Source organism: Streptomyces sp. NPDC001093 (assembly GCF_040298985.1).
Taxonomy (GTDB): Bacteria; Actinomycetota; Actinomycetes; order Streptomycetales; family Streptomycetaceae; genus Streptomyces.
Map to the genome: position 1 here is coordinate 1 of NZ_JBEPBF010000036.1, position 21,097 is coordinate 21,097.

Genomic DNA, 21,097 nt, shown 5'->3' on the forward strand with positions numbered 1-21,097 from the left:
CTGGCGGCGAGCGCGGCCCGCGCCTGGTCGCCGTACTGGGCGATGTCGTCGAGCCAGCCCGCGCGGACGGCCTCGGCGGTCTCCTGCTCGACCTCGGCGAGACGCTGGCGCAGATGCCCGGTCTCGCTGCGGGCGCGCTGGGCCTCGGTCGCGGCGGTGGTGGAGTCGCGGTGGGCGGCGTCGCCCACCTCCTGCAGGGCGGCGGAGCGCTCCTCCTCCTCGTTGGCGAGGGCCTCGGCGCTCTCGGCGGCAGCGTGCAGGGCCCGTACGAGGTCCACGGCGGCCTTGGCGCGCGCGGCGAGCGCGGGCGCGTCTTCCCTCTCGGCCTCCTGGATGGCGGCGGACACGCGCGCGACGAGGTCGGCGGCGGCGCGGTGGCGCAGCACGGCCTCCGCGGCCTGCCAGGCGGAGTGCAGGGTCCGGGCGTCGGCGAGTTCGCGTTTCTGCGCGGCGGCGGACTTCTCGGCGGCGGCGAGCGCGAGGGAGGCGTGCCGGTAGGCGAGTTCGGCGGCGATCAGGGCGCTGCGCTCGCGTGCGCCCTCGGAGTGGGTGACGGCGTAGGCGGCGGCCGTGACCCGCTGGGCGAGGTCGGCGGCCCGCACCCGCTCCTGCACGGCCCGCGCGGACAGCCGCCGGGCGAGGCCACGGGTACGGCGCTCGGCGCCGGCGTGGATGTCACGCGCGCGTGAGCGGGCCTCGGCGGCCTCGACGATCCGACCGAGCAGGTCGACGGACCCGGCGGTGAAGTCCCGTTCGGCGATCAGCTCGGCGCGCCGGCCGAGCTTGTTGCCGAAGCCGCCGACGAGGTCGGCGAGGCCGTCGGTGTCGCGGGTGTCGGTGACGGCGCGCAGCAGCAGGTCGGTGAAGTCGGAGTCCTTCTTGACCGCGAAGAGACCGGCCGCCTCGCCCTCGTCGGCGTTCATCTCCCGCTGGTAGCGGAAGAGTTCGGGGTCGAGGCCGAGGTCGCCGAGGTGCTCGATCCAGCGGTCGTGGATCTCCTCCCAGTGCACCTCCAGGTGCGGGTAGGCCTTGCCGGCCTCGGTCAGGGCGTCGCGGAAGCCCTTCATGGTGCGGCGCCGGCCCTGGGCGCCCGAGGTGCCCTCGGCGGGCGGCCGTACGGCGGTGGACTCGGCGACGGGCAGGTTGTCCAGGCTCAGGCCGGGGCCGGGCCGGAAGGAGTACCAGGCCTCGGCGAACTTGCGCGGGTCGTTGGACACCTGCCGGCCGCGCCACTCGCTCACCTTGCCGACGACGACGCACTCGCCGGTCTGCACATGCTGCCACTCCAGCGCCACGTGCCCGCAGTCGTCGGCGAGCAGGAACTTGCGCAGCACGCCGGAGCTGGCGCCGCCCAGGGTGTTGCGGTGGCCCGGGAGCATGACCGAGAAGATCAGCTTGAGCAGGACGGACTTGCCGCCGCCGTTCTCCAGGAAGAGCACGCCGGCGGGCGCCGGCCGGCGCGGCGGGCCGGACGGCTCCTCCTCGAAGAACTCCGCCTGTGTGGGCGCCGGGTCGGGCACGGGCTCGCCGACACCCCGCAGGTCAAGCACGGTGTCGGCGTAGCGCGCACCGGCGGGACCGATGGAGTAGAGGCGGACCCGGGACAGCTCGTACATGGCGGACTCTCGTAAGTCTGGTGAAAAGTGCGGTGGTTCAGGGATCTGCGGGAGCTCGGCGGCCCTCAGGAGTGGAACGGCAGCCCGGCGTCGGCCACCAGTTCCAGGTCCTCGGTGTCCTCGGCGGGCAGCAGGCTGGCCGTGCCGTCGGTCACCGGTACGACGCCCAGCTCGAGGAGTTCGGCCATGGCGGCGCTGCCGGCCATGTCGCGGACCTGGAGCTGGTAGCGGGCCGTGGTGCGGTACGTGCCGCCGCCGTCGTCGCCGGTGCGCTGCAGGAAACCCGAGTCGGTGAGGAAGGTGAGGGCCTTGGCGACGATGCCGGTCGTGGAGGCGGCCGGGCGGCGGGCGTCCTTGGTGGCGCCGGTGGCGCTGCGTCTGGCCCAGATCCGCCAGGCGGCCTCGAGGCCGGGCGCGTCGGTCGCGGGGTCGGTGTTCTCGCCCAGTTCCTCGGCCCGCTCCTCCAGGCGCCGGCAGGCCTGCCGTACGAAGGCGTCGACGCCGTTGACGGTGACGCGGCCGATGTAGGTGTCGTCGGCCAGGTCCTCCGGGCGCGGGAACGCCAGTGCGGCGACGGCGAGATGGGCGAGGCCGTGCAGGAAGCGGTCGCCGGAGTCGGCGGCGGTGCGACGCGCGTAGTCGCCCATGCGGACGGCGAACACCGAGTCCTCGGCGGCCGTCACGGCCATGCCCGCGCGCGGGGACACCTCCAGCACCACGAGCCCCAGTCCGGCGGCGACGGCGTCGGCGAGCCGCGCGAACGCCGGGTCCTCGCGGTACCGCCGCAGCAGTTCCGTGTACTCCTGGTCCCGCGCGGGCTGCAGCTTGGGCTGCAGCCCGAACGCGACGAGCCGCGCCGCGTCGGCGGCGTCGGCGGGGGTGACGGCGGCGGGCGCCGACGGTGCCGACGACTCCGCCTCACTCCACTCGACGTGCTCGCTCACGGTTGGGGCTCCTTGTCGCGCTGTCGTTGACTCATGCTGCTTCCGTCCGGTCCGCCGCCATCCCGGCCGCGTCCAGCAGGGCGGTCCCCACGATCAGGTCCGCCCCGCCGAACTCGGGATCGTCCAGCTCCGTCCCGTCGTCCACGGCGAACAGCAGCTTCTCCTCACCCTGCCGGTACGCGGTACCGACAGCCGGACTGGCCGCGTGGACCGCCAACAGGGCCACCAGATAGGCCAGATCGGGGTCACCGGTGCGCCGGGCCTCGGCCACCAGCCCCGACAGCCTGCGCGGCGCGTCGGCCGGCAGGTCCAGCAGCTCCATCGCGGCGGCCAGCTGTTCCTCGCTGAACCGGCTGTCGTCCGGTGTGGCGATCAGGTCGGGCTCGGGCATCTCCGCGCCCAGGTGCTCCCGCTCGACGGGCGGCGTCAGCAGTATCTCGACGAGGTCCGTCACCCGGACGGACACCGGCGTGCGCAATCCCGTGCCGTTGGCGAAGAACGCGTCCGTGACCCGGATCGCCTGCTCCAGGGGCAGGGGCAGGACGGGGGCGAGGAGATGGCCGTACAGGTCAGTCCCGGACGTCGTCGCGGGCGTGGCGAAGGCCTGCCGGTCCTGCTCGGCGCGGAACAGCGGGCCGGCCTCCAGCAGCCGCGACTGGAGCTGGGTGTGCCGCCGGATGCAGTCCTTGACGATGTCGACCAGCTCGGCCGCACGGCGCTTGTGCTCGGGCTCCTCGGTCTCGTCGCGGGCCCTGCGGATGTTGGTGAGGATCGCGTTCTCGTGGCGGTAGCGGTCGGCCACATGGTCGAGGGCCTCGGCGATCATGTCGGGCACGGCGTTGAGCCAGTCGACCGCGCGGACATTGCGCCGGGTGGCCTCCAGGGCTCGGCGCAGGGTCTCCGAGTACTGCACCGTGCGGTAGCGGGCCTGCTCGGCGGCGAGCTGGGCGTCCGCGAGCCGGCCGCGATTGATCAGCACCTCCAGCTTGACCTCGGCGGCGATCTGGGCGCTGGTGACATCGGTGTCCAGGGCGCCGACCAGGACGTTGACCGCCTCGTCCGTCGTGCGCAGGTACACCGTGCCGCCGGGGCCGGGGACCTCCTCGATCAGCTTGAAGTCGTAGTCCCGGCGCACGTACGTGCCGTCCGGCGCGAAGGTGCCGTACACGGCGCGGAAGCCGCGGTCGACGCTGCCGACGTTGATCAGGTTCTCCAGGACCCAGCGGGCCACGCGCTCGTGCTCGGCGGTCGGCCGGTGCGGCGCCTGGGCGGCGATGCGCGGGACGAGCCGGGCCACGATCTGCTCGTGGTCGGCGCCGGTGTCGAAGTCCATGTTGAGCGTGACCAGGTCGATGGCGGCGAGGGCCACCTCGGCCATGCCGTACACCGAGTACTCACCGGCCAGGTTGGCCTTGCGCGCGTCGAGGTCGTGCAGCGGCGCGGTGCAGGCGAGCGCGCGCAGCCGACGCGCCAGCCCCTCGTCGGCGGCCGGACCCGGAGCAGGGCGCGGCCCCGCGCTGAGCTGGGGCGGAACGCTGTCCGTCGATGCAGGCGAAGTCACGGTGCACAGAGTAGGTCCTAGGTCTGACATCGACCCAAACGGCGCGGAGCGGCTCCGCCGGGGGCGGGGTGCCGCGGGTCACGGGGCGACCCGGCGCCGGTACACCTCCACCATCCGCTCCAGTGAATCCGCGAGGTACGTCTCCAGCAGTCGCTCGGCCTCGCGCTTGTCGCCTGCCTGCAGCGCCTGCAGGATGCGGCGGTTGCGGGCGAGGTAGGGCTCGTGCAGCCGGCGCGGGTCGTCGACCACGTGGAAGGCGAGCCGGAGCTCGGCGAAGACGCTGCGCATGAGTTCGTCGGTGCGTTCGCTGCCCGCGAGGGCGACCAGTTCCCGGTGGAAGTGGATGTTGGCGGTGCCCAGCGCCTTCCAGTCGTTCTCCGCCGTCGCCCGCTCTCCTTCGGCGACGGCCGCGGCCACCCCCTCCAGCGGGTACGGCGGCTCGCCGAGCCCGCGCACGACGGCGCACTCGACCAGGGAGCGCATGCGGTAGATGTCCTCGACGTCCTCGACGGTCAGGACCCGCACGAACACCCCGCGGTTGAGCTCGTGGACCAGCAGGCGTTCGTGCGTGAGCAGCCGGAACGCCTCGCGCAATGTGTTGCGGGAGACCCCGAGCGCCCCGCCGATGCCGTCCTCCGACAGCCGGGTGCCGGGCGGGAAGAACCCGTCGGCGATACGGCTCCGGAGGATGTCCGAGACCCGCTCCGCCGTGCTGGTACGCCCCAGGAGCGCACGGTCGTCGGCCAGTGCCGTCAGCTGCTCTGCCATGCCGGGAATTCAATCGCACGGACCGGGACGAAACAACATGGGTATTGAAGGATCGTTGAACGATCCTCTACGGTGCTTCGGGACGGCACTGCTCACGTCCCCGAGGAGCCGGCATGACGCAGACACCGCGTACCGAGGACCTCCCCGTCACCGCGGTCGACCAGCGCGCGCACGCGTGGAGTCCGGAAACCGCCCGGGGCCGCTTCCGGGACGGGCTCGCCGGCCCCACGGCCGGGGTCGCGGCGGGCCACACACAGGCCAACCTGATCTCGGTGCCGGCCGACTGGGCGTACGACATGCTCCTGTTCTGCCAGCGCAATCCCAAGCCGTGCCCGGTGCTGGACGTCACGGACGCCGGCTCCACGTCGACCGTCCTCGCCGAGGGCGCCGACCTGCGCACGGATCTGCCCCGATACCGGGTGTGGCGGGACGGGGAGCTGGTCGAGGAGCCCACCGACGTGCACGTGTACTGGCGGGACGACCTGGTGTCGTTCCTGCTCGGCTGCAGCTTCACCTTCGAGTGGGCGCTGGCCCGGGCGGGCGTGCCGATCCGGCATGTCGAGCAGGGCCGCAACGTGCCCATGTACATCACCACGCGCGCGTGCCGTCCGGCCGGCCGGCTGAGCGGGCCGATGGTGGTGTCCATGCGGCCGGTGCCGGCGGAGCACATCCGCGCCGCGATCCGGGAGAGCAGCCTGTTGCCGGCCGTGCACGGCGGTCCGGTGCACTGCGGGGATCCCGCGGCGCTCGGTATCGAGGATCTGGCTCGCCCCGACTTCGGCGACCCGGTCGCCCCCGCGCCCGGTGACATCCCGGTGTTCTGGGCCTGCGGAGTGACCCCGCAGGCGGCGGTGATGGCCTCCCGTCCCCCGTTCGCCATCACCCACGCCCCGGGCCAGATGTTCCTGACCGACACCCGCGACGAGCAGTACCGGCTGGTCGGCATCGTCTGATGCCCGGCCGGTCGGCGGCGTCGGATGCCCGGCCGGTCGGCGGCGTCGGATGCCCGGCTTGTCGGCGGCGTCCGGCGCCACGGGGCCGGCCCTCACGGAGGCAAGGGGCACCCGTGCGGGAGGAATCGGATGCGAGGCCTGGACCTCAGCACTAACCAGGCCTCCTCGGACAGGCATCCGGTCACCTTCCCGGCCGCCCCACCGACCCGCCGGGCAACTACCCGGTCACCACGGTGGTCCGCGCCGCCTGCGCCCCCGCGGCCGGACAGGCCGAACCCGGCGCCGCGGCCTCGCCGACCGGATCCGCCGCCGCGACCGGGCGGACCGTACCCGCCGTCACGGTCTCGCCGACCGGATTCCCCGCCGTGGCCGCACGCACCGTACCCGCTCCCCTCGCATCGCCGACCGCATTCCCTGCCGAGGCCGCACGCACCGTACCCGCCCCCAGGGCCTCGCCCACCGGATCCGCCGCCCTGGCCGCACGCACCGTACGCGCCGCCATGGCTTCACGGACCGGGCCCGCCGCCCCGGCTTCACGGGACAGGCCCGCCGGCTCCGCTTCACGGGACGTGCCCGCCCGCGCGGGACCAGGGGTTCGCGCCGGATCCGTGCCCGCAGGACGTCGCTGAGCCTCGGCGTCCTGGTCGGTGCGCTCCGTCAGAGCGGCCAAAGCCGCGGACACCGCTGCCGAGGCGCTCAGGTCGAGGCGGGCGCTGGTGCCCCGGGCCCGGTGGTGGAGTTCGTCGGCGGCCAGGTGCAGCAGCTGGGGCAGCAGGTCCTTGCAGCGCCGGGCCACCCAGGCGGTGCCGGCCGTGGCCAGCCACAGCAGGCTCGCCGCGCGCGTGGGCGCGGGGAACTCCGGTTCGGGGAACGGCGGTTGTCCCGTCGCACGGCCCGCCTCGGCGAGCAGGGCGTGGAAGCAGACCGCGAGCTGCCGGTGCCCGCGCTCGCCCGGGTGCAGCCGGTCGGCGCTCCACAGGGTCCGGTCGGTGATCCAGGCGCCGTCCACGGCGTCCAGGTGGACGGCCCCGTACCGCTCGGACAGCGCGTGGACGACCGTGTTGACGGCCCGTTGCCTGCGGGCCAGAGGACGGGCCAGGGCGCTCGGCAGGCCCAGCATCGCGCCGGGGTCGGGCAGGCAGGCGGTGAGGAGGGTGGCGCCCTCGCGGGTGAAGGCGGCGTAGACCTCGTCGAGGCGGGCGGCCACCGCCTGGATGTCGAAGGTGCGACGCAGCGTGTCGTTGACCCCGATCACCACCGACACCAGGTCGGGACGGAGTGCGAGGGCGGCCGGAGTCTGCCGCTCCAGCACGTCGCGGGTCTGCGCGCCGCTGACCGCGAGATTGGTGAACTCCACGGCGTCGGACGTCTCGGCGAGGGAGGGCGCCAGCAGCGCCGCCCAGCCCCGCCAGCCGTCCCCCGCGGGGTCGCCCACGCCCTGGGTGAGCGAGTCCCCGAGGGCGACGAAGCGGACGGCAGTCATGCCACGCCCTCCTGCACGGTGCGGCGGACGCCGGCCGGGCGGAGCACCTTCGCGTCGTGGGCCGCGAGGAACGCCTCCACGGCCGTACCCCAGCCGAAGCACTCCGCACGCGCGCGTGCCGCGTCCCGCCGAGCGCGCTCGCCGCGGTCCAGGAGCAGCTCCACGGCGTCCGCGAACGCCTCGCCGCGGTCGGCTGCGGTCGCCCCGGCGGAACCGATGACCTCGGGCAGCGCGGAGGACGCGCTCGCCACGACGGGCGTGCCGCACGCCATGGCCTCCAGCGCGGCGAGCCCGAAGGTCTCGGCGGGCCCGGGCGCGAGGGCGATGTCCGCGGTGGCCTGGAGGGCGCCGAGCGCGGTCCGGTCGGAGACGTGCCCGAGGAAGGTCACGGGCAGCCCCTGCTCCCGCGCGCGCTCCTCGAGGCGGGCCCTGAGCGGCCCGTCCCCGGCCACCACGAGCACCGCCCGGCGCCCGCGTCGTATGAGCGCGTCCAGGGCGTCCAGGGCGGTGCCGGGGCGCTTCTCGACGGACAGCCGGGAGCACATCACGAGCAGCGCCTCGTCCCCGCGCGCGTGCCGGGTGCGCAGACCCGGGTCGCGCAGGGCGGGGTGGCGTTCCATCAGGTCGACGCCCAGGGGGGCGCGTACGACGTTGCGCGCGCCGATGCGCACGAACTCGCGCTCGGCGAACTCCGTGGTGCACACCACCCGTGAATAGACGTGCGCGGTACGGGTGTTGAGGGCGTCGGCGGCGCGCCGGGAGAGGTGCTCGGGCAGGCCCCAGGTGCGCAGCACCCCGTCGGCGGTCTCGTGGGAGACCATGACGGCGGGCACGCGCGCGCGGCGGGCCCAGCGGCCGGTCCAGCGCAGGGTGGTCCGGTCGGAGACCTCCAGTCGGTCCGGGGCCAGCTCCTCCAGGAGGGCGGCCACGCGGCGCTTGTCGGTGAGGACGCGGTAGCCGCCGGTGCCGGGCAGCAGCGGGCCGGGGAGGGTGATGACCCGGCCCTGTTCGGTGTCGCGGTCGGTGTGCCGTTCGCCGGGCACGACGAGGACGGGTTCGTGCCCCGCCGCCCTGAAGCCCTTGCCCAGCTCCCGCAGGGCGGTGCGCAGGCCGCCGGAGGCCGGGGCGACGAAGTTGGCGAGCCGGACGATGCGCAGGGACTGGCCGGTCATGCCGCCACCGCCGTCTTCCGTGCCGCGAGCACGTCGTCGTAGTGGGCGATCAGCTGGTCACCGACGGCGGCCCAGGTGCGGCCCTCGACCATCGCGCGCGCGGCGGCGCCGAACGCGGTCCGCCGCGCCGGGGCGGCGGCCAGTTCACGGACGGCTTCCCGTACGGCGTCGGCGTCGCGCGGCGGGACCAGGTATCCGGTGCGGCCGTGGGCGACCAGGTCGAGCGGGCCGCCGGCGGCGGGGGCGACGACCGGAACACCGCTGGCCATGGCCTCCTGGACGGTCTGGCAGAAGGTCTCGAAGGGGCCGGTGTGCGCGAACACGTCCAGCGAGGCGAAGATCCGCGCGAGCTCGCCTCCGGTGCGCCGGCCGAGGAAGACGGCGCCGGGCAGGGCCTCGGTGAGGTGGGCGTGGCTGGGCCCGTCGCCGACGACCACGACCTTGACGCCGTCCAGGCCGCAGGCGCCGGCGAGGAGTTCGACGTGCTTCTCGGGGGCGAGTCTGCCGACGTAGCCGACGATCAGCTCGCCGTTCGGGGCGAGTTCGCGGCGCAGCGCCTCGTCCCGCAGATCTGGCCGGAAACGTACGGTGTCCACGCCACGCGGCCACAGCCGGACCCGGGGCACGCCATGCGACTCCAGGTCGCCGAGGGCGGCGCTGGAGGGGGCGAGGGTGCGGTCGGCGGCGGCGTGCACGGAGCGGATCCGCCGCCAGGCGGCCGCCTCGCCGGCGCCCATGTAGGTACGGGCGTAGCCGGCCAGGTCGGTCTGGTAGACGGCGACGGCGGGGATGCCGAGCTTGGCGGCGGCGGCCATGCCGCGCACGCCGATGACGAAGGGGCTGGCGAGATGTACGACGTCAGGCCGGTGTTCCACGAGCGCCGCGGCCAGCCGCCGGCTGGGCAGGGCGACGCGGACCTGGGGGTAGCCGGGGAGCGGGAGGGAGGGGATCCGGACGACCGGGCACGGGGAGTCCGTGTCCCGTCCGCTGCCCGGAGCGGGGGCGGGGGCGACGACGAGCGGATGGTGACCGCGATCTACGAGGTGCCGGGCGGTCTGGAGCGCGCAGTGGGCCACGCCGTTCACATCGGGGGGAAAGGATTCGGTCACGATGACGACACGCATACGGGTGTTGTCGCCGCGCCGGACGTGGCCGCGTCGACTTCGATCTTTCCGCCCGGGGAACGTCCCATGAGCGTTGGGCTGCACACCCGAGCAGGTCAGACGGCCGTCATGACTGCCTGACCTGCGGGACACCCGGTGTTCACACGGCCGGCGGTGGTCCGCCCCCGTGTGTGCGTGCCGGAGGGGGTCAGCCCAGGGCGGCGTCGGGTCCGAAGCGGCTGCGCACCGCCGTCTGTACCTCCGCCTCCTCGGCCGGATCGGCGGCCAGGCGGCGCAGGCGCTCCACGACCCGGGTGTCGCCGGTCTCGGCGTGCCGGGCGGCGAGCTCGCGGGTGGTCTCCTCGCAGTCCCACAGGCATTCGACGGCGAAGCCGGTGGCGAAGGAGGGGTCGGTGGCGGCCAGGGCGCGGGCGGCCCGGCCGCGGAGATGGGAGGAGGCCGTCTCGCGGTAGATGTGACGCAGCACGGGGGCGGCGCAGGCGATGCCCAGGCGTCCGGTGCCGTCGACGAGGGTCCACAGCGTCGGTGCGTCGGGACCCTCGCCTCGTACGGCCTCGCGGAGGGCGCCGAGGACGAGGTCGCGGTCCTGCGCACCGCCGCGGCAGGCGAGCATGCGTCCGGCGGCGGCGCCGAGCGCGTCGGGGCGCTGGGCCCAGCGGCGGGCGCGGTCGACGGCGGCGACGCTGCGCATCCGTTCGAAGGCGTCGACGGCGGCCTCCACGACGACGGTCGTACCGTCGGCGACGGCGGCCTCGATCAGTTCGAGGGCGTCGGGGTCGTTGCTGTCGGCGAGATAGCGCAGCGCGGTGCAGCGGGCGCCGTCGATGCCGGCGCGGGCGGCCTGGACGATCTCCGGCCGGTCCTCGGGGCCGGCCACGGCGACCAGACAGCGGGCGGCCGGGACATGGAGGGCGGCGCCGCGGTCCATGCCCTGCTGGGCCCATTCGAAGACGGCGCGCACGCTCCAGTCCGGCCGGGGGCCGGTGGGCCGCAGCTGGCGCTGCCAGCGGTCGAAACAGCCGGTCTCCTGGGCGGCACGCACGCGCGTGGCGATCGATTCGCGCGGATCCTCGGCCCACAGCCGCCAGGGCCTGGGCTCGAAGGCGTCGCGTACGGCGGCGGCCAGCTCGGCCTCGCCCTCCGGGTCGGTGCCGAAGCGGGCCAGGACAGGCGCGGCGAGGGCGCGCAGGCCCGCGTCGTCGTCCCTGAGGGCCAGCTCGTCCAGGGCCCAGGCCCAGTTGGAGCCGTGGGCGGCGTACCTGCGCAGCAGTTCGAGCGCGTCCAGCCGGCCGTAGGAGGCGAGGTGACCGAGGACGGCCAGGGCGAGGCCGGTGCGGGACTCGTCGGTGTCGAGGACGTCCTCGGACTCGAAGAGGTGCGCCTCGATCGCGTCCAGCTCGCCGTTCAGGTCGAGGAAGAGGCGGGCGTAGTACAGGGAGCGGTTCTCCACCTGCCAGTCGTGGCGGGGATCGCGCAGCACACAGTGGTTCAGGGCCGCAAGCGCTTCCGCGCGGGGGGCGGTGAGCGCGTGCAGCGTGCCGTCGCCGCGGCCCCGCTGGAGCAGGCCGAGCAGCGTACCGCTGGGCGCTATGACCGGATCGAACATGGGAAACAGCCTCACATCAAGCGTCGACGCAACCGGGAAACACGCACTACCTGGCCGCGTGACACAACGTCGGAGCGCCCGCCGTCTCTTGCTTGCTGAAGACCATCTCTCTCTGCCTCTCGTCGGTGGCCCATGCGGACCGCATCACGGCCCGCGCGGTGCGGCAACACCTGCCCAGCCATCGCGTCCGTGAATCACGTCGTCATGATGACCCGGCCGTTTGTGCTGCCGCGACCGTATTTCCGGCGGCCCTTTACCGCCTCCCCCGTTTTCTGTGTCGTACCTGGTCAGGACATGCGCGTCAGTGCGCGCCGAACAATTCCAGGAGTTCCGTCTTGCCGAACATCCGGGCGGTGTCGAGGGCCGACGGGGTCCCCGCGGCCGGGTCGGCTCCGCCCTCGAGGAGCGCCTTGATCACTTCGGTCTCGCCCTTGAAGACGGCGCCCGCGAGCGGGGTCTGGCCCCGGTCGTTGATCTGGTCCGCCGCCCCGCCCCTGGCGAGCAGGGCGCGCACCGCGTCGGCGTGGCCGTGGTAGGCGGCCAGCATCACCAGGGAGTCGCCGCGGTCGTTGGTGAGGTTGGCCGGAACGCCGGCGTCGATGTACGCCACCAGCGCCTCGGTCTGCCCCTGCCGGGCCAGATCGAAGATCTTGGTCGCCAGCTCCACGACCTCGGGGTCGGGGGCTTCACTCATCGGGCGGACCGCCTCTCCTGCGAACTTCGGGGACTTCAGGGAGCGTACGGCAGCGAGAGCGGAACACGGCCGTACGAGTGAATCGCCAGCGTACTGGCTCGCGCGGCACATGACCCGTTGTGCCCGAGGTAAAGATCACCGACAGCCCCCGCCGGAGACAACCGCCCAGCTCAGCCGGGCCGGACAGGACCGTTCTGCCAACTGGGTGAAATCAACCGAATTTCACTCAGTTGCACCTTTAATCGTATGGATACATCCTGTGATCCTGGAAGAACTCATGGTGACTGTCCCCCCTCGACACCAGGAGGCCTCAAATGATCCTCTCCATGTCCGGCGTCTTCATCCTCGGCGTCATCGTCTTCCTGTTCTTCCGCAAGGACGGGCTCAAGGGCTCGCACGCCACGGTCACGGCCCTGTTCGGCTTCTACCTCGCCAACACGGGCATCGCCCCGAGCATCAAGGCCGGCGGCGAGAGCCTGGCGAGCCTCCTGGGCGGCATCAAGTTCTGACCCCGCCCGTCCCGCCCGCACGAACCCCCAGGAGACAGCAGTGGCCCGGCGCCCTCTCCCCCGCATTCTGAGCAAGGACAGCGCCCAGATCGCCCGGACGCAGCTCGCCCGGAGCCGGGAGCTGGCCCGGACGGCGGCCGACAGCGCCACCGACGTCCTCCATCCGCTGATCACCGTCACGCGCGGGCTGCGCCTGCTGGCCTCGGCCGCTCGGCGCAAATGGGCGGACACGCCCCAGGACAGGCGTGGGCCGCTGCTGTTCCTCGTGGCCTGCGTGATCCTGGCCGTGGCACTGGCGCCGTACGGGCCGCTGCTCGCCGTCATCACCGTGATGGCGGCGGCAGCCTGGCAGGGCCGCGACCGCACCCCACCTGCCCCCGAGGGACCCGACGAGGCCCAGACCGCACGGCTGCAGGCCCTCTACCAGGCGCTGGTGCCGTACTTCTCCAGCCCCGAGGACCCGGCGCCGCTGTACGCGCACGGCGGGGAGTGGGAGAAGGCCTTCCCCGCCCACGAGTTCGACGACGCCGGGCGCGTCGGCCATCTCGTGATCCGCTACCCCGCGTACTTCCCGGACGGCGAGCCCGGGGCCCGAACGCGGATCGAGCAGCTGCTCACCGCGAAGGCCGGGCGGGGCCGCGAGTACCGCTTCGCCTGGGACGAGGAGGGCAACCAGCTCACCGTCGCCGTCCTGCCCCCGCTGCCCGCCGACATCCCGGCCCAGCACTTCGTCACCGCGCCCGGCGAGACCGTCCTGGGCTTCACCGACCCCAGCGAGGTGCAGCGCACGCTCCCCCTCTCCTACGGAGAGGAGGAGATCGACGTGCCGCCGGTCGTCTGGCGCACCGGCATCCGCTCCACCGAACCGCATCTGCTGGCCATCGGCCACCCCGGCAGCGGCGTCTCGACACTGCTGCGCTCCATCGCCCTGCAGGCCCTCCGGCACGGCGACGTCCTGATCGCCGACGGCGGCGGCACCGGCGAGTACGCGTGCCTGACCGGCCGGGACGGTGTGCTGGCCGTGGAGTGCGCGCTGCCCGGCGCGCTGGCGAGCCTGGAGTGGGCCGCGCAGGAGACCGAGCGGCGGCTCATCGCCATCAACCTGGCCCGGCAGGCGGGCGATCCGCCACCGGCCGACGCCCGGCGCCCGCTGTGGATCATGCTGGACCGCCCCTGCGTCTTCACCCACCTCGCCGCGGCCGAGGGCCGCACGGACCCGCAGGCGCTGCTCCAGGTGCCGCTGCGGCACGGCCGCGCGGCGAACGTGACCGTTGTGGTGGCCGAGCAGTTCGACAGCGCGGAGGCCCTGAGCGAAGCGGTACGGCAGCACACACGCGCGCGTGTCGTACTCGGGCCCGCTGCGCCCCGGCAGGTGGAGGCGGTACTGGGGGCTCCACCGCACACCACACCGCTGGGACATGTGCCCCCGGGACGGGGTTACTCGCGGCTGGGGGTGGGGCCGGTGCATCGGCTCCAGGTGCCGCGTACGCCTGATCCGTACGACGACGCGACCAGTGACGCCGATCGGCAGGCGGTGCTGGAGCTGCTGCCGGCGCGGGCCACTGCCGTGGGGGCTCGGCCGGCAGAGGCTCCGGAGCCGACGGAGCCCCCGAAGCAGACGGAGCCGGCGGAGCCGACCGATCTGACAAAGCCGGCCGTGCCTGCGGAGGCAGCCGGGTAGCGCCGTGGGGGTTCGGGCCGCCCCCCGGGTGCGGGTCCGCCGAGGGCACGCGCGCACTTCCCCGCGCCCCTTGCTTGCGGGGCGCTTCGTTCTACGCCACGAACGTGCGCGGCGCCTCGCCACCTCCCGTGGCCCCCGTCTCCACCAGTCGCACCGCCGCGGCCAGCCGGACCGCCGCCTCGTCCGCCACCGCTCCCCCGACGGTGAACGGCAGCCGCAGATAGCCCTCGAACGCGCCGTCCACGCCGAAGCGGGGGCCGGAGGGGACGCGGACCCCCGTCTGCTCGCCCGCTTCGGCGAGGCGGGAGCCGGACAGGCCGCCGGCGCGGACCCAGAGGGTCAGACCCCCCTGGGGCAGGTGGAACTCCCACGCCGGCAGCTCGCGCCGGATCGCCGCCACCAGCGCGTCCCGGTTCTCGCGGGCCTGGGCCCGGCGCAGCTCCACCGCCTGTGCCCAGCCTCCCGTGCTGAACAGCCAGTTGACGGCGAGCTGTTCCAGCACCGGCGTACCGAGATCGGCGTACGCCCGCGCGGCGACCAGGCTGCGGATGACGTCCGGAGCCGCCCGCACCCAGCCGATCCGCATGCCCGCCCAGAACGCCTTGCTCGCCGACCCGACCGTGATGACGGTCGAGCCGGCCGGGTCGAAGGCGCAGACCCGGCGCGGCATCCCGCCGTCCGCGAGCTCCTCGTCCAGCCACAGCTCGGTCATCGTCTCGTCGGCGACGAGCACCGTGCCGGCCGAACGCGCCGCGTCCACCAGCCGGCGCCGCTGGTCCTCGTCGGCGAGCGCGCCGGTGGGGTTGTGGAAGTCGGCGACGACGTACGCCAGGCGGGGCGCGGCCTCGCGCAGGACCTGACGCCAGCGGTCCATGTCCCAGCCGGACAGGCCCTCGGCCATCGAGACCGGCACCAGGCGGGCGCCGGCCTCCCGCATCAGCTGCAGGATGTTGGCGTAGGACGGCGACTCGACGGCGATCCGCTCGCCGCGGCCGGCGAAGAGATGGCAGATCGCGTCGATGGCGCCCATCGCGCCGGTCGTCACCATGATCTGCTCGGGCATGGTGGGGATCCCGCACGCCGTGTAGCGCTCGGCGATCATCGAGCGCAGCGCGGGCAGGCCGGCCGGGTAGTCGCCGTGCGTGTGGGCGTACGGCGGCAGTTCCTCCAGGGCGCCCTGCACGGCCCGGGTCAGCCATGGCTCGGGAGCCGGGAGCGAGGCGCAGCCGAGGTCGATCATCGAACCCAGGGCCTCGGGCGGCAGGGGTTCGAGGCCACGGGCGGGCAGCGGGTTGCCGGCCGGTACGGCGGTCCAGCTGCCGGCGCCGCGCCGGGACTCCAGGAAGCCCTCGGTGCGCAGCGCCTCGTAGGCGGCCGCCACGGTCGTACGGCTGACGGACAGGGCGAGGGCGAGTTCACGCTCGGCGGGGAGGCGGGCGGCCACCGGTACGCGGCCCTCGAGCACCAGCAGGCGGATGCCGTCGGCGAGGGCGCGGTAGGCGGGCGGGCGGCGGGTGCCGGGACCGGCCGGGCGCTCCTGCTGGGACTTGAGGAGCCGGGCGAGCTGCGCGGCCCCCATCGCTGAGGTCCACTGCGCCATGACGATCAGTCCACCTTCCCCGAATTGGCCATGGATGACGATCCTTCCCAAGCCACAGAGTGACATGCGTCAGGCCACCGCCACCACCCAGGGGGGTATTTCGTGTCCACTCGGCGCCGTCTCGGACGGCGGTTGATCCAGCTGTACGCCGGGCTCGCGCTCTACGGCGCGAGTTCCGCCCTGCTCGTCGAGGCGGGCCTGGGCCTGGAGCCCTGGAACGTGCTGCACCAGGGCCTCGCCGCACTCACCGGGCTGACCATCGGCGTGGTGTCGATCATCGTGGGGGCCGCGGTGCTGCTGCTGTGGATCCCGCTGCGCCAGCGGCCCGGGCTGGGCACCGTCTCGAACGTCTTCGTCATCGGTCTCGCCATGGACGGCACGCTCGCGCTCGTCCCGGACGCCCACTCCCTCGCCGTACGCGTCCCGCTCCTGCTCGCGGGGGTCGTGCTGAACGGCGCGGCGACGGGCCTCTACATCGCGGCACGCTTCGGTCCGGGGCCCCGCGACGGGCTGATGACCGGGCTGCACCGGCGCACCGGCCGCTCGGTCCGGCTGATGCGGACCGGGATCGAGGTCGCGGTGGTGGTCACCGGGTTCCTGCTGGGCGGCACCATCGGCGTCGGCACCGTGCTGTACGCGGCGTCCATCGGACCGCTGGCCCAGTTCTTCCTGCGGGTGTTCGCCGTCCCGGCGGCATCGACCGGCAGCACGGTCGTTGCCGCGGCGACACCGGAAGGGGTGATACTGCGTCCGTGACCCTCACGACACCGCCCAAGCGCCATCCGTACCTCGACCACCCGGGGCCCATACCCTTCGCCCACCGGGGCGGGGCCGCCGACGGGCTGGAGAACACCGTGGCGCAGTTCCGGCGCGCGGTCGAGATGGGCTACCGCTACATCGAGACCGACGTGCACTCCACGGCCGACGGCGTGCTCGTCGCCTTCCACGACTCGACGCTGGACCGGGTCACCGACGGTGCGGGCCGCATCGCGGACCTGCCGTGGCAGGACGTACGGCACGCGCGCGTGGCCGGCCGCGAACCGGTGCCGCTGTTCGAGGAGTTGCTGGAGACCTTCCCCGAGGTCCGCTGGAACGTCGACATCAAGGCGGAGCCCGCCCTGCGCCCCCTGCTGGAGCTGATCGAGCGCACCGGCGCCTGGGACCGGGTCTGCGTGGGCTCGTTCTCCGAGGCGCGCGTGCTGCGCGCCCAGCGGCTGGCCGGGCCGAAGCTGGCCACCTCGTTCGGCACCCGCGGGGTGGTGAGCCTGCGGTTGCGCTCCTGGGGACTGCCGGCGGCCGTGCGCCGGTCCGCCGTCGCCGCGCAGGTGCCCGAGGCCCAGTCGGGGGTCCCGGTGGTCGATCATCGCTTCGTCCGCGCCGCCCACGCGCTCGGGCTGCAGGTGCACGTGTGGACGATCAACGAACCGGAGCGGATGCACCGGCTCCTGGACCTGGGAGTCGATGGCATCATGACCGATCACATCGACACGTTGCGCAAGGTCATGGAGGAACGCGGCGTCTGGGTCTGAGCACCCGGCCGCCCGGCCCGAGCCTTCGCACTGGGGCAGTTGAGCGGAAAAGCGAGGGCACGGGTGAGCACGGACACCGTGCGGACGGACGCGGCGGACGACGCCGCAGGCCTCCGGCGCGAGCAGCGCGGCTGGTACTTCTACGACTGGGCCTGCTCGGTCTATTCGACGAGCGTGGTGACGGTCTTTCTCGGGCCGTACCTCACCGCGGTCGCCAAGCGGGCCGCGGACGCCGACGGCTATGTGCATCCGCTGGGCGTACCGGTCCGGGCGGGCTCCTTCTTCGCCTACACGGTGTCCCTGTCGGTGATCCTCGCCGTCGTGGTCATGCCGATCGTGGGCAGTGCGGCCGACCGAACCGGCCGCAAGAAGCCGCTGCTCGCGGCGGCGGCGTACACCGGGGCCGCCGCGACCACGGGCATGTTCTTCCTGGACGGCGACCGGTATCTGCTCGGCGGGGCGCTGCTGGTGGTGGCCAACGCGGCGCAGTCCGTCGGGATGATGCTCTACAACTCCTACCTGCCGCAGATCGCCCCGCCCGAGGAGCGCGACGCGGTCTCCTCCCGGGGCTGGGCCTTCGGCTACGCGGCGGGTTCCACGGTCCTCGTCGCCAACCTGGTCCTGTACTCGGCGCACGACTCCTTCGGTCTGACCGAGACGGCCGCGGTCCGCGTCTGCCTGGCCTCGGCCGGCCTGTGGTGGGGTGCCTTCACACTCATACCCCTGCGCAGGCTGCGTGACCGGCACGCGCGCGTGGAGCGCGCCTCGGCACCCGGCCTCAGCCAGCTGGCCGCGACGGTCCGGGACATGCGCCGGCACCCGCTGACGCTCGCGTTCCTGCTGGCGTACCTCATCTACAACGACGGCATCCAGACGGTGATCACCCAGGCCTCCGTCTACGGCTCGCAGGAACTGGGACTCTCCCAGTCGACGCTCATCGCGGCCGTGCTGCTGGTGCAGGTGCTGGCCGTGGCCGGGGCGCTGGCGATGGGGCGGCTGGCGCGGACCTACGGCGCCCAGCGGACGATCCTCGGCTCGCTGGTGGCATGGACGGTGACCCTGGCCGCCGGTTACTTCCTGCCCGCGAAGGCGCCGGTGTTCTTCTTCGTGCTGGCCGCCGGGATCGGCCTCGTCCTCGGCGGCAGCCAGGCGCTGTCCCGGTCGCTGTTCTCCCATCTCGTGCCGCCCGGCAAGGAGGCCGAGTACTTCTCGGCCTACGAGTTGAGCGACCGCGGGATGAGCTGGCTCGGGCCGCTGCTGTTCGGCGTGACCTACCAGCTGACCGGAAGCTACCGGTCCGCGATCATCTCGCTGGTGGCCTTCTTCGCCATCGGGTTCGTGCTGCTGGCGCGCGTCCCGGTGCGGCGGGCGATCAGCGAGGCGGGCAACCCCGTTCCGCAGAAGATTTAGCACCGATTTAGCACTCGGCGCGAAAGGGCGGTAGTGTACGCCTTTGGCCTGCCAGGCGTACCGTTACTGCGCGTCAAAGATGCCGAAACGCTGGGTGACATCTGCTATCAGATGTGACAAACCGGGCGCCGGTGGGTAGAACAAGGGGCGGCTACGACGGCGACGCATGACCCGGAACGGGACACGGAACGGGAATCTTTACCGCCGACCGGACGTTGACCGGATGACGACGACAGCGACACCTGTCCTGTGGGCGACAAGCCCGGGAGGCACGATTCATGAGTGAGCGAGCTCTTCGCGGTACGCGCCTCGTGGTGACCAGCTACGAGACGGACCGCGGTATCGACCTGGCCCCGCGCCAGGCCGTGGAGTACGCATGTGAGAAGGGGCACCGCTTCGAGATGCCCTTCTCCGTCGAGGCGGAGATCCCGCCGGAGTGGGAGTGCAAGGTCTGCGGAGCCCAGGCACTCCTCGTCGACGGCGACGGCCCTGAGGAAAAGAAGGCCAAGCCCGCGCGTACCCACTGGGACATGCTGATGGAGCGGCGCACCCGTGAGGAACTCGAAGAGGTCCTCGAGGAGCGTCTGGCGGTTCTGCGCTCAGGGGCGATGAACATCGCGGTTCACCCTCGGGACAGCCGCAAGTCGGCCTAGTCCCTGCGGCTGGACGGAGACACAGCGCACACGAAACCGCGGGCGCCGTACACGATGCACGTACGGCGCCCGCGGTTTCGCATGTCCGGGGGCGTGCTCAGCGGGACAGCGGCGGACGCTGCTGCTCGCCCGGCTCGGGCCGGTCCTCACGGATGACCTCGCCCTGCACCACCCTGCCGTCGGGACGGTGGATGCGGGCCTGCTGGAAGGCGTCGCCGAGGCTGCCCGGGGCCGCCGTGCGCAGCCTCTTGTCCAGGGCGTTCTCCGCATAGCGGCTCACGGCCTGCTGCACCGGCGGGAGCAGCAGGAGCAGGCCCGCCACGTCGGAGAGCAGACCCGGGATGATCAGCAGCAGGCCGCCGAGCATCATCAGGCCGTTGCCACCGCCGCGCTCCGGTGAACCGCCCCGCTGCAGCGCCTCGTTCAGGCTCTGGAAGGCACGGCGGCCGGCCCGCTTGATGACCACGGAACCGGCCACGAGGCCCGCGACGAGCAGCAGGAACACGGCGAACCCCCCGGCCGCTCCCGCGACCAGGGTCAGCAGCCAGATCTCCAGCACCAGCCAGGCCGCGACCCCCAGCGGCAGATACCTGCGCAGCCGGGAGCGCCGGGGCCGGGTGGTGTACGGAGAGGTCGGAGCGCCAGTCGTCATGCCCCCAGTGTGCCTGGCGGCTGCTCAGAGCGGGATAAGGGGGTCTTCACCCGGGGCCGACCGGGACCACTTGGCCCGCCGGCGACTACTTGGCCCGCCGGCGACTACTTGGCCCGCCGGTGACTACTTGGCCCGCCGGTGACTACTTGGCCCGCTTGTTCCTGCCGGTGAGCTTGGCGACCCGCTCCCCCGCGCCCCAGGCGGTGACCCGCCACAGCGCCTCGATGAGGATGTCCTTGCTCATCTTGGAGTCGCCGAGTTCGCGCTCGACGAAGGTGATCGGAACCTCGACCACGTGGTAGCCGGCCTTGACCGCGCGGCGTGCCAGGTCGACCTGGAAGCAGTAACCCTGCGAGGCGACCTCGTCCAGGCCCAGCCCCTCCAGCGTCTCGCGGCGGAACGCGCGGTAGCCGCCGGTGATGTCGCGCAGCGGCAGGCCGAGGGCGAGCCGGGAGTAGAGGCTGCCGCCACGGGAGATGAACTCACGCGACTTGGGCCAGTTCACCACGCGGCCGCCGGGCACCCAGCGGGAGCCGAGCACCAGGTCGGCGCTCTTGAGGGCGGTGAGCAGCCTGGGCAGCTCCTCGGGCTGGTGGGAGCCGTCGGCGTCCATCTCGATCAGCACGCCGTAGCCGTGCTCCAGACCCCAGCGGAAGCCCGCGAGGTAGGCGGCGCCCAGGCCTTCCTTGCCCTTGCGGTGCATCACCTGGACGTTCTCGTCCTCGGCGGCCAGCTCGTCGGCGAGCTTGCCGGTGCCATCGGGGCTGTTGTCGTCCGCGATCAGCACGTGCGCCTCGGGGACGGCCTTGCGTACCCGGCCGACGATCGTCTTGATGTTCTCCGCCTCGTTGTAGGTCGGAATGATCACCAAGGCCGTGCCGAGCGGACCGAACTGCCTCCCCTGAGCCGTGGCCAGGGTCCCGTCGCCGTCGTTCACTGCTGCCCCTTCTTGGTCGTACGCAGGCGTCCACCATAGTGGCCACCGCCTGGTAAGACATGCCGGCTGCGTCCTTTGGTGGTGTCGATTCCACAAGAGTGGGGTAAGAATGTGTTTTTGGCACCTCCACGGCACGCCGGGGCCGCTCGCCCACCACGGCGGATGGGGGCCCGGCGCCCTTCGGGCCGACCTGGGACCCGCTGGC

At 73.2% G+C, this 21,097-nt stretch carries 17 protein-coding genes and 2 pseudogenes; 7 read left to right on the forward strand and 12 right to left on the reverse strand.

Features of this window, described 5'->3' with window-relative positions; genetic code table 11:
• The 4 genes and pseudogenes from ABT288_RS19645 to ABT288_RS19660 all read right to left on the reverse strand — a co-directional run.
• Positions 1-1,616: pseudogene (locus ABT288_RS19645) on the reverse strand (hypothetical protein); the annotation flags it as partial.
• 65 nt (positions 1,617-1,681) lie between these two features.
• On the reverse strand, positions 1,682-2,560 hold the full coding sequence (locus ABT288_RS19650) for a hypothetical protein (RefSeq protein WP_351609147.1): 879 nt from the start codon (positions 2,558-2,560) through the stop codon (positions 1,682-1,684).
• A gap of 31 nt (positions 2,561-2,591) precedes the next feature.
• Positions 2,592-4,121, reverse strand: coding sequence for a hypothetical protein (locus ABT288_RS19655; protein ID WP_351609150.1), 1,530 nt, complete (start codon positions 4,119-4,121; stop codon positions 2,592-2,594).
• 78 nt (positions 4,122-4,199) lie between these two features.
• Positions 4,200-4,889 (reverse strand): GntR family transcriptional regulator, encoded by a 690-nt coding sequence (locus tag ABT288_RS19660; protein WP_351609152.1) that lies wholly within the window; start codon positions 4,887-4,889, stop codon positions 4,200-4,202.
• A gap of 113 nt (positions 4,890-5,002) precedes the next feature.
• Here ABT288_RS19660 and ABT288_RS19665 point away from each other — a divergent pair, with 113 nt between their 5' ends.
• Positions 5,003-5,842, forward strand: a complete 840-nt coding sequence (locus ABT288_RS19665; RefSeq protein ID WP_351609154.1) for a putative hydro-lyase — start codon at positions 5,003-5,005, stop codon at positions 5,840-5,842.
• Between the two features lie 640 nt (positions 5,843-6,482).
• Here ABT288_RS19665 and ABT288_RS19670 read toward each other — a convergent pair.
• The 5 genes and pseudogenes from ABT288_RS19670 to ABT288_RS19690 all read right to left on the reverse strand — a co-directional run.
• A pseudogene (locus tag ABT288_RS19670) lies at positions 6,483-7,325 on the reverse strand (SGNH/GDSL hydrolase family protein); the annotation flags it as partial.
• Positions 7,322-8,497 carry a glycosyltransferase gene (locus tag ABT288_RS19675; RefSeq protein WP_351609156.1) on the reverse strand — a complete coding sequence of 392 codons (1,176 nt, stop codon included), beginning with the start codon at positions 8,495-8,497 and terminating at the stop codon, positions 7,322-7,324. The pseudogene ABT288_RS19670 and the gene ABT288_RS19675, both read right to left, overlap by 4 nt.
• Positions 8,494-9,621 carry a glycosyltransferase family 4 protein gene (locus ABT288_RS19680; RefSeq protein ID WP_351609159.1) on the reverse strand — a complete coding sequence of 376 codons (1,128 nt, stop codon included), beginning with the start codon at positions 9,619-9,621 and terminating at the stop codon, positions 8,494-8,496. Before ABT288_RS19680 ends, ABT288_RS19675 begins: the two co-directional genes overlap by 4 nt.
• Positions 9,622-9,808: 187 nt before the next feature.
• On the reverse strand, positions 9,809-11,227 hold the full coding sequence (locus ABT288_RS19685; RefSeq protein ID WP_351609161.1) for a HEAT repeat domain-containing protein: 1,419 nt from the start codon (positions 11,225-11,227) through the stop codon (positions 9,809-9,811).
• A 301-nt stretch (positions 11,228-11,528) separates the two neighbouring features.
• Positions 11,529-11,921 carry an ankyrin repeat domain-containing protein gene (locus ABT288_RS19690; RefSeq protein ID WP_351609164.1) on the reverse strand — a complete coding sequence of 131 codons (393 nt, stop codon included), beginning with the start codon at positions 11,919-11,921 and terminating at the stop codon, positions 11,529-11,531.
• Positions 11,922-12,235: 314 nt separating this feature from the next.
• Between ABT288_RS19690 and ABT288_RS19695 the strand changes: the two genes are divergently transcribed.
• Positions 12,236-12,430: a hypothetical protein gene (locus ABT288_RS19695; protein WP_228619019.1), complete on the forward strand. Its 195-nt coding sequence runs from the start codon at positions 12,236-12,238 to the stop codon at positions 12,428-12,430.
• A 40-nt stretch (positions 12,431-12,470) separates the two neighbouring features.
• Positions 12,471-14,111 carry a hypothetical protein gene (locus tag ABT288_RS19700; RefSeq protein ID WP_351609167.1) on the forward strand — a complete coding sequence of 547 codons (1,641 nt, stop codon included), beginning with the start codon at positions 12,471-12,473 and terminating at the stop codon, positions 14,109-14,111.
• 91 nt (positions 14,112-14,202) lie between these two features.
• On the opposite strand, the gene ABT288_RS19705 is transcribed toward ABT288_RS19700, so the two are convergent.
• Entirely contained in the window at positions 14,203-15,711 is a 1,509-nt protein-coding gene (locus ABT288_RS19705) for an SCO1417 family PLP biosynthesis transcription factor (protein ID WP_351609170.1), read from the reverse strand.
• Positions 15,712-15,813: 102 nt separating this feature from the next.
• Between ABT288_RS19705 and yczE the strand changes: the two genes are divergently transcribed.
• From yczE to ABT288_RS19725, 4 genes are all read left to right on the forward strand, one after another.
• Positions 15,814-16,467: a membrane protein YczE gene (gene yczE, locus ABT288_RS19710; RefSeq protein WP_351609172.1), complete on the forward strand. Its 654-nt coding sequence runs from the start codon at positions 15,814-15,816 to the stop codon at positions 16,465-16,467.
• Positions 16,464-17,240, forward strand: coding sequence for a glycerophosphodiester phosphodiesterase family protein (locus ABT288_RS19715; protein ID WP_351609175.1), 777 nt, complete (start codon positions 16,464-16,466; stop codon positions 17,238-17,240). Before yczE ends, ABT288_RS19715 begins: the two co-directional genes overlap by 4 nt.
• A gap of 63 nt (positions 17,241-17,303) precedes the next feature.
• Positions 17,304-18,650 carry an MFS transporter gene (locus ABT288_RS19720; protein WP_351609177.1) on the forward strand — a complete coding sequence of 449 codons (1,347 nt, stop codon included), beginning with the start codon at positions 17,304-17,306 and terminating at the stop codon, positions 18,648-18,650.
• A gap of 278 nt (positions 18,651-18,928) precedes the next feature.
• Positions 18,929-19,303, forward strand: a complete 375-nt coding sequence (locus tag ABT288_RS19725; protein ID WP_003977404.1) for an RNA polymerase-binding protein RbpA — start codon at positions 18,929-18,931, stop codon at positions 19,301-19,303.
• A 97-nt stretch (positions 19,304-19,400) separates the two neighbouring features.
• Here the strand turns inward: ABT288_RS19725 and fxsA are convergent, their stop codons facing one another.
• Entirely contained in the window at positions 19,401-19,955 is a 555-nt protein-coding gene (fxsA, locus tag ABT288_RS19730; protein ID WP_351609180.1) for an FxsA family membrane protein, read from the reverse strand.
• A 142-nt stretch (positions 19,956-20,097) separates the two neighbouring features.
• On the reverse strand, positions 20,098-20,892 hold the full coding sequence (locus ABT288_RS19735) for a polyprenol monophosphomannose synthase (RefSeq protein ID WP_351609182.1): 795 nt from the start codon (positions 20,890-20,892) through the stop codon (positions 20,098-20,100).
• Between the last annotated feature and the right edge of the window lie 205 nt (positions 20,893-21,097).

Bases quoted from the DNA above. Each gene is read 5' to 3' on its own strand.
- ABT288_RS19680 (WP_351609159.1), bottom strand. From the start codon at position 9,621: ATGCGTGTCGTCATCGTGACCGAATCCTTTCCCCCCGATGTGAACGGC.
- fxsA (WP_351609180.1), bottom strand. From the start codon at position 19,955: ATGACGACTGGCGCTCCGACCTCTCCGTACACCACCCGGCCCCGGCGC.
- ABT288_RS19705 (WP_351609170.1), bottom strand. From the start codon at position 15,711: ATGGCGCAGTGGACCTCAGCGATGGGGGCCGCGCAGCTCGCCCGGCTC.
- ABT288_RS19660 (WP_351609152.1), bottom strand. From the start codon at position 4,889: ATGGCAGAGCAGCTGACGGCACTGGCCGACGACCGTGCGCTCCTGGGG.
- ABT288_RS19665 (WP_351609154.1), top strand. From the start codon at position 5,003: ATGACGCAGACACCGCGTACCGAGGACCTCCCCGTCACCGCGGTCGAC.
- ABT288_RS19695 (WP_228619019.1), top strand. From the start codon at position 12,236: ATGATCCTCTCCATGTCCGGCGTCTTCATCCTCGGCGTCATCGTCTTC.
- ABT288_RS19685 (WP_351609161.1), bottom strand. From the start codon at position 11,227: ATGTTCGATCCGGTCATAGCGCCCAGCGGTACGCTGCTCGGCCTGCTC.
- ABT288_RS19725 (WP_003977404.1), top strand. From the start codon at position 18,929: ATGAGTGAGCGAGCTCTTCGCGGTACGCGCCTCGTGGTGACCAGCTAC.
- ABT288_RS19690 (WP_351609164.1), bottom strand. From the start codon at position 11,921: ATGAGTGAAGCCCCCGACCCCGAGGTCGTGGAGCTGGCGACCAAGATC.
- ABT288_RS19675 (WP_351609156.1), bottom strand. From the start codon at position 8,497: ATGACCGGCCAGTCCCTGCGCATCGTCCGGCTCGCCAACTTCGTCGCC.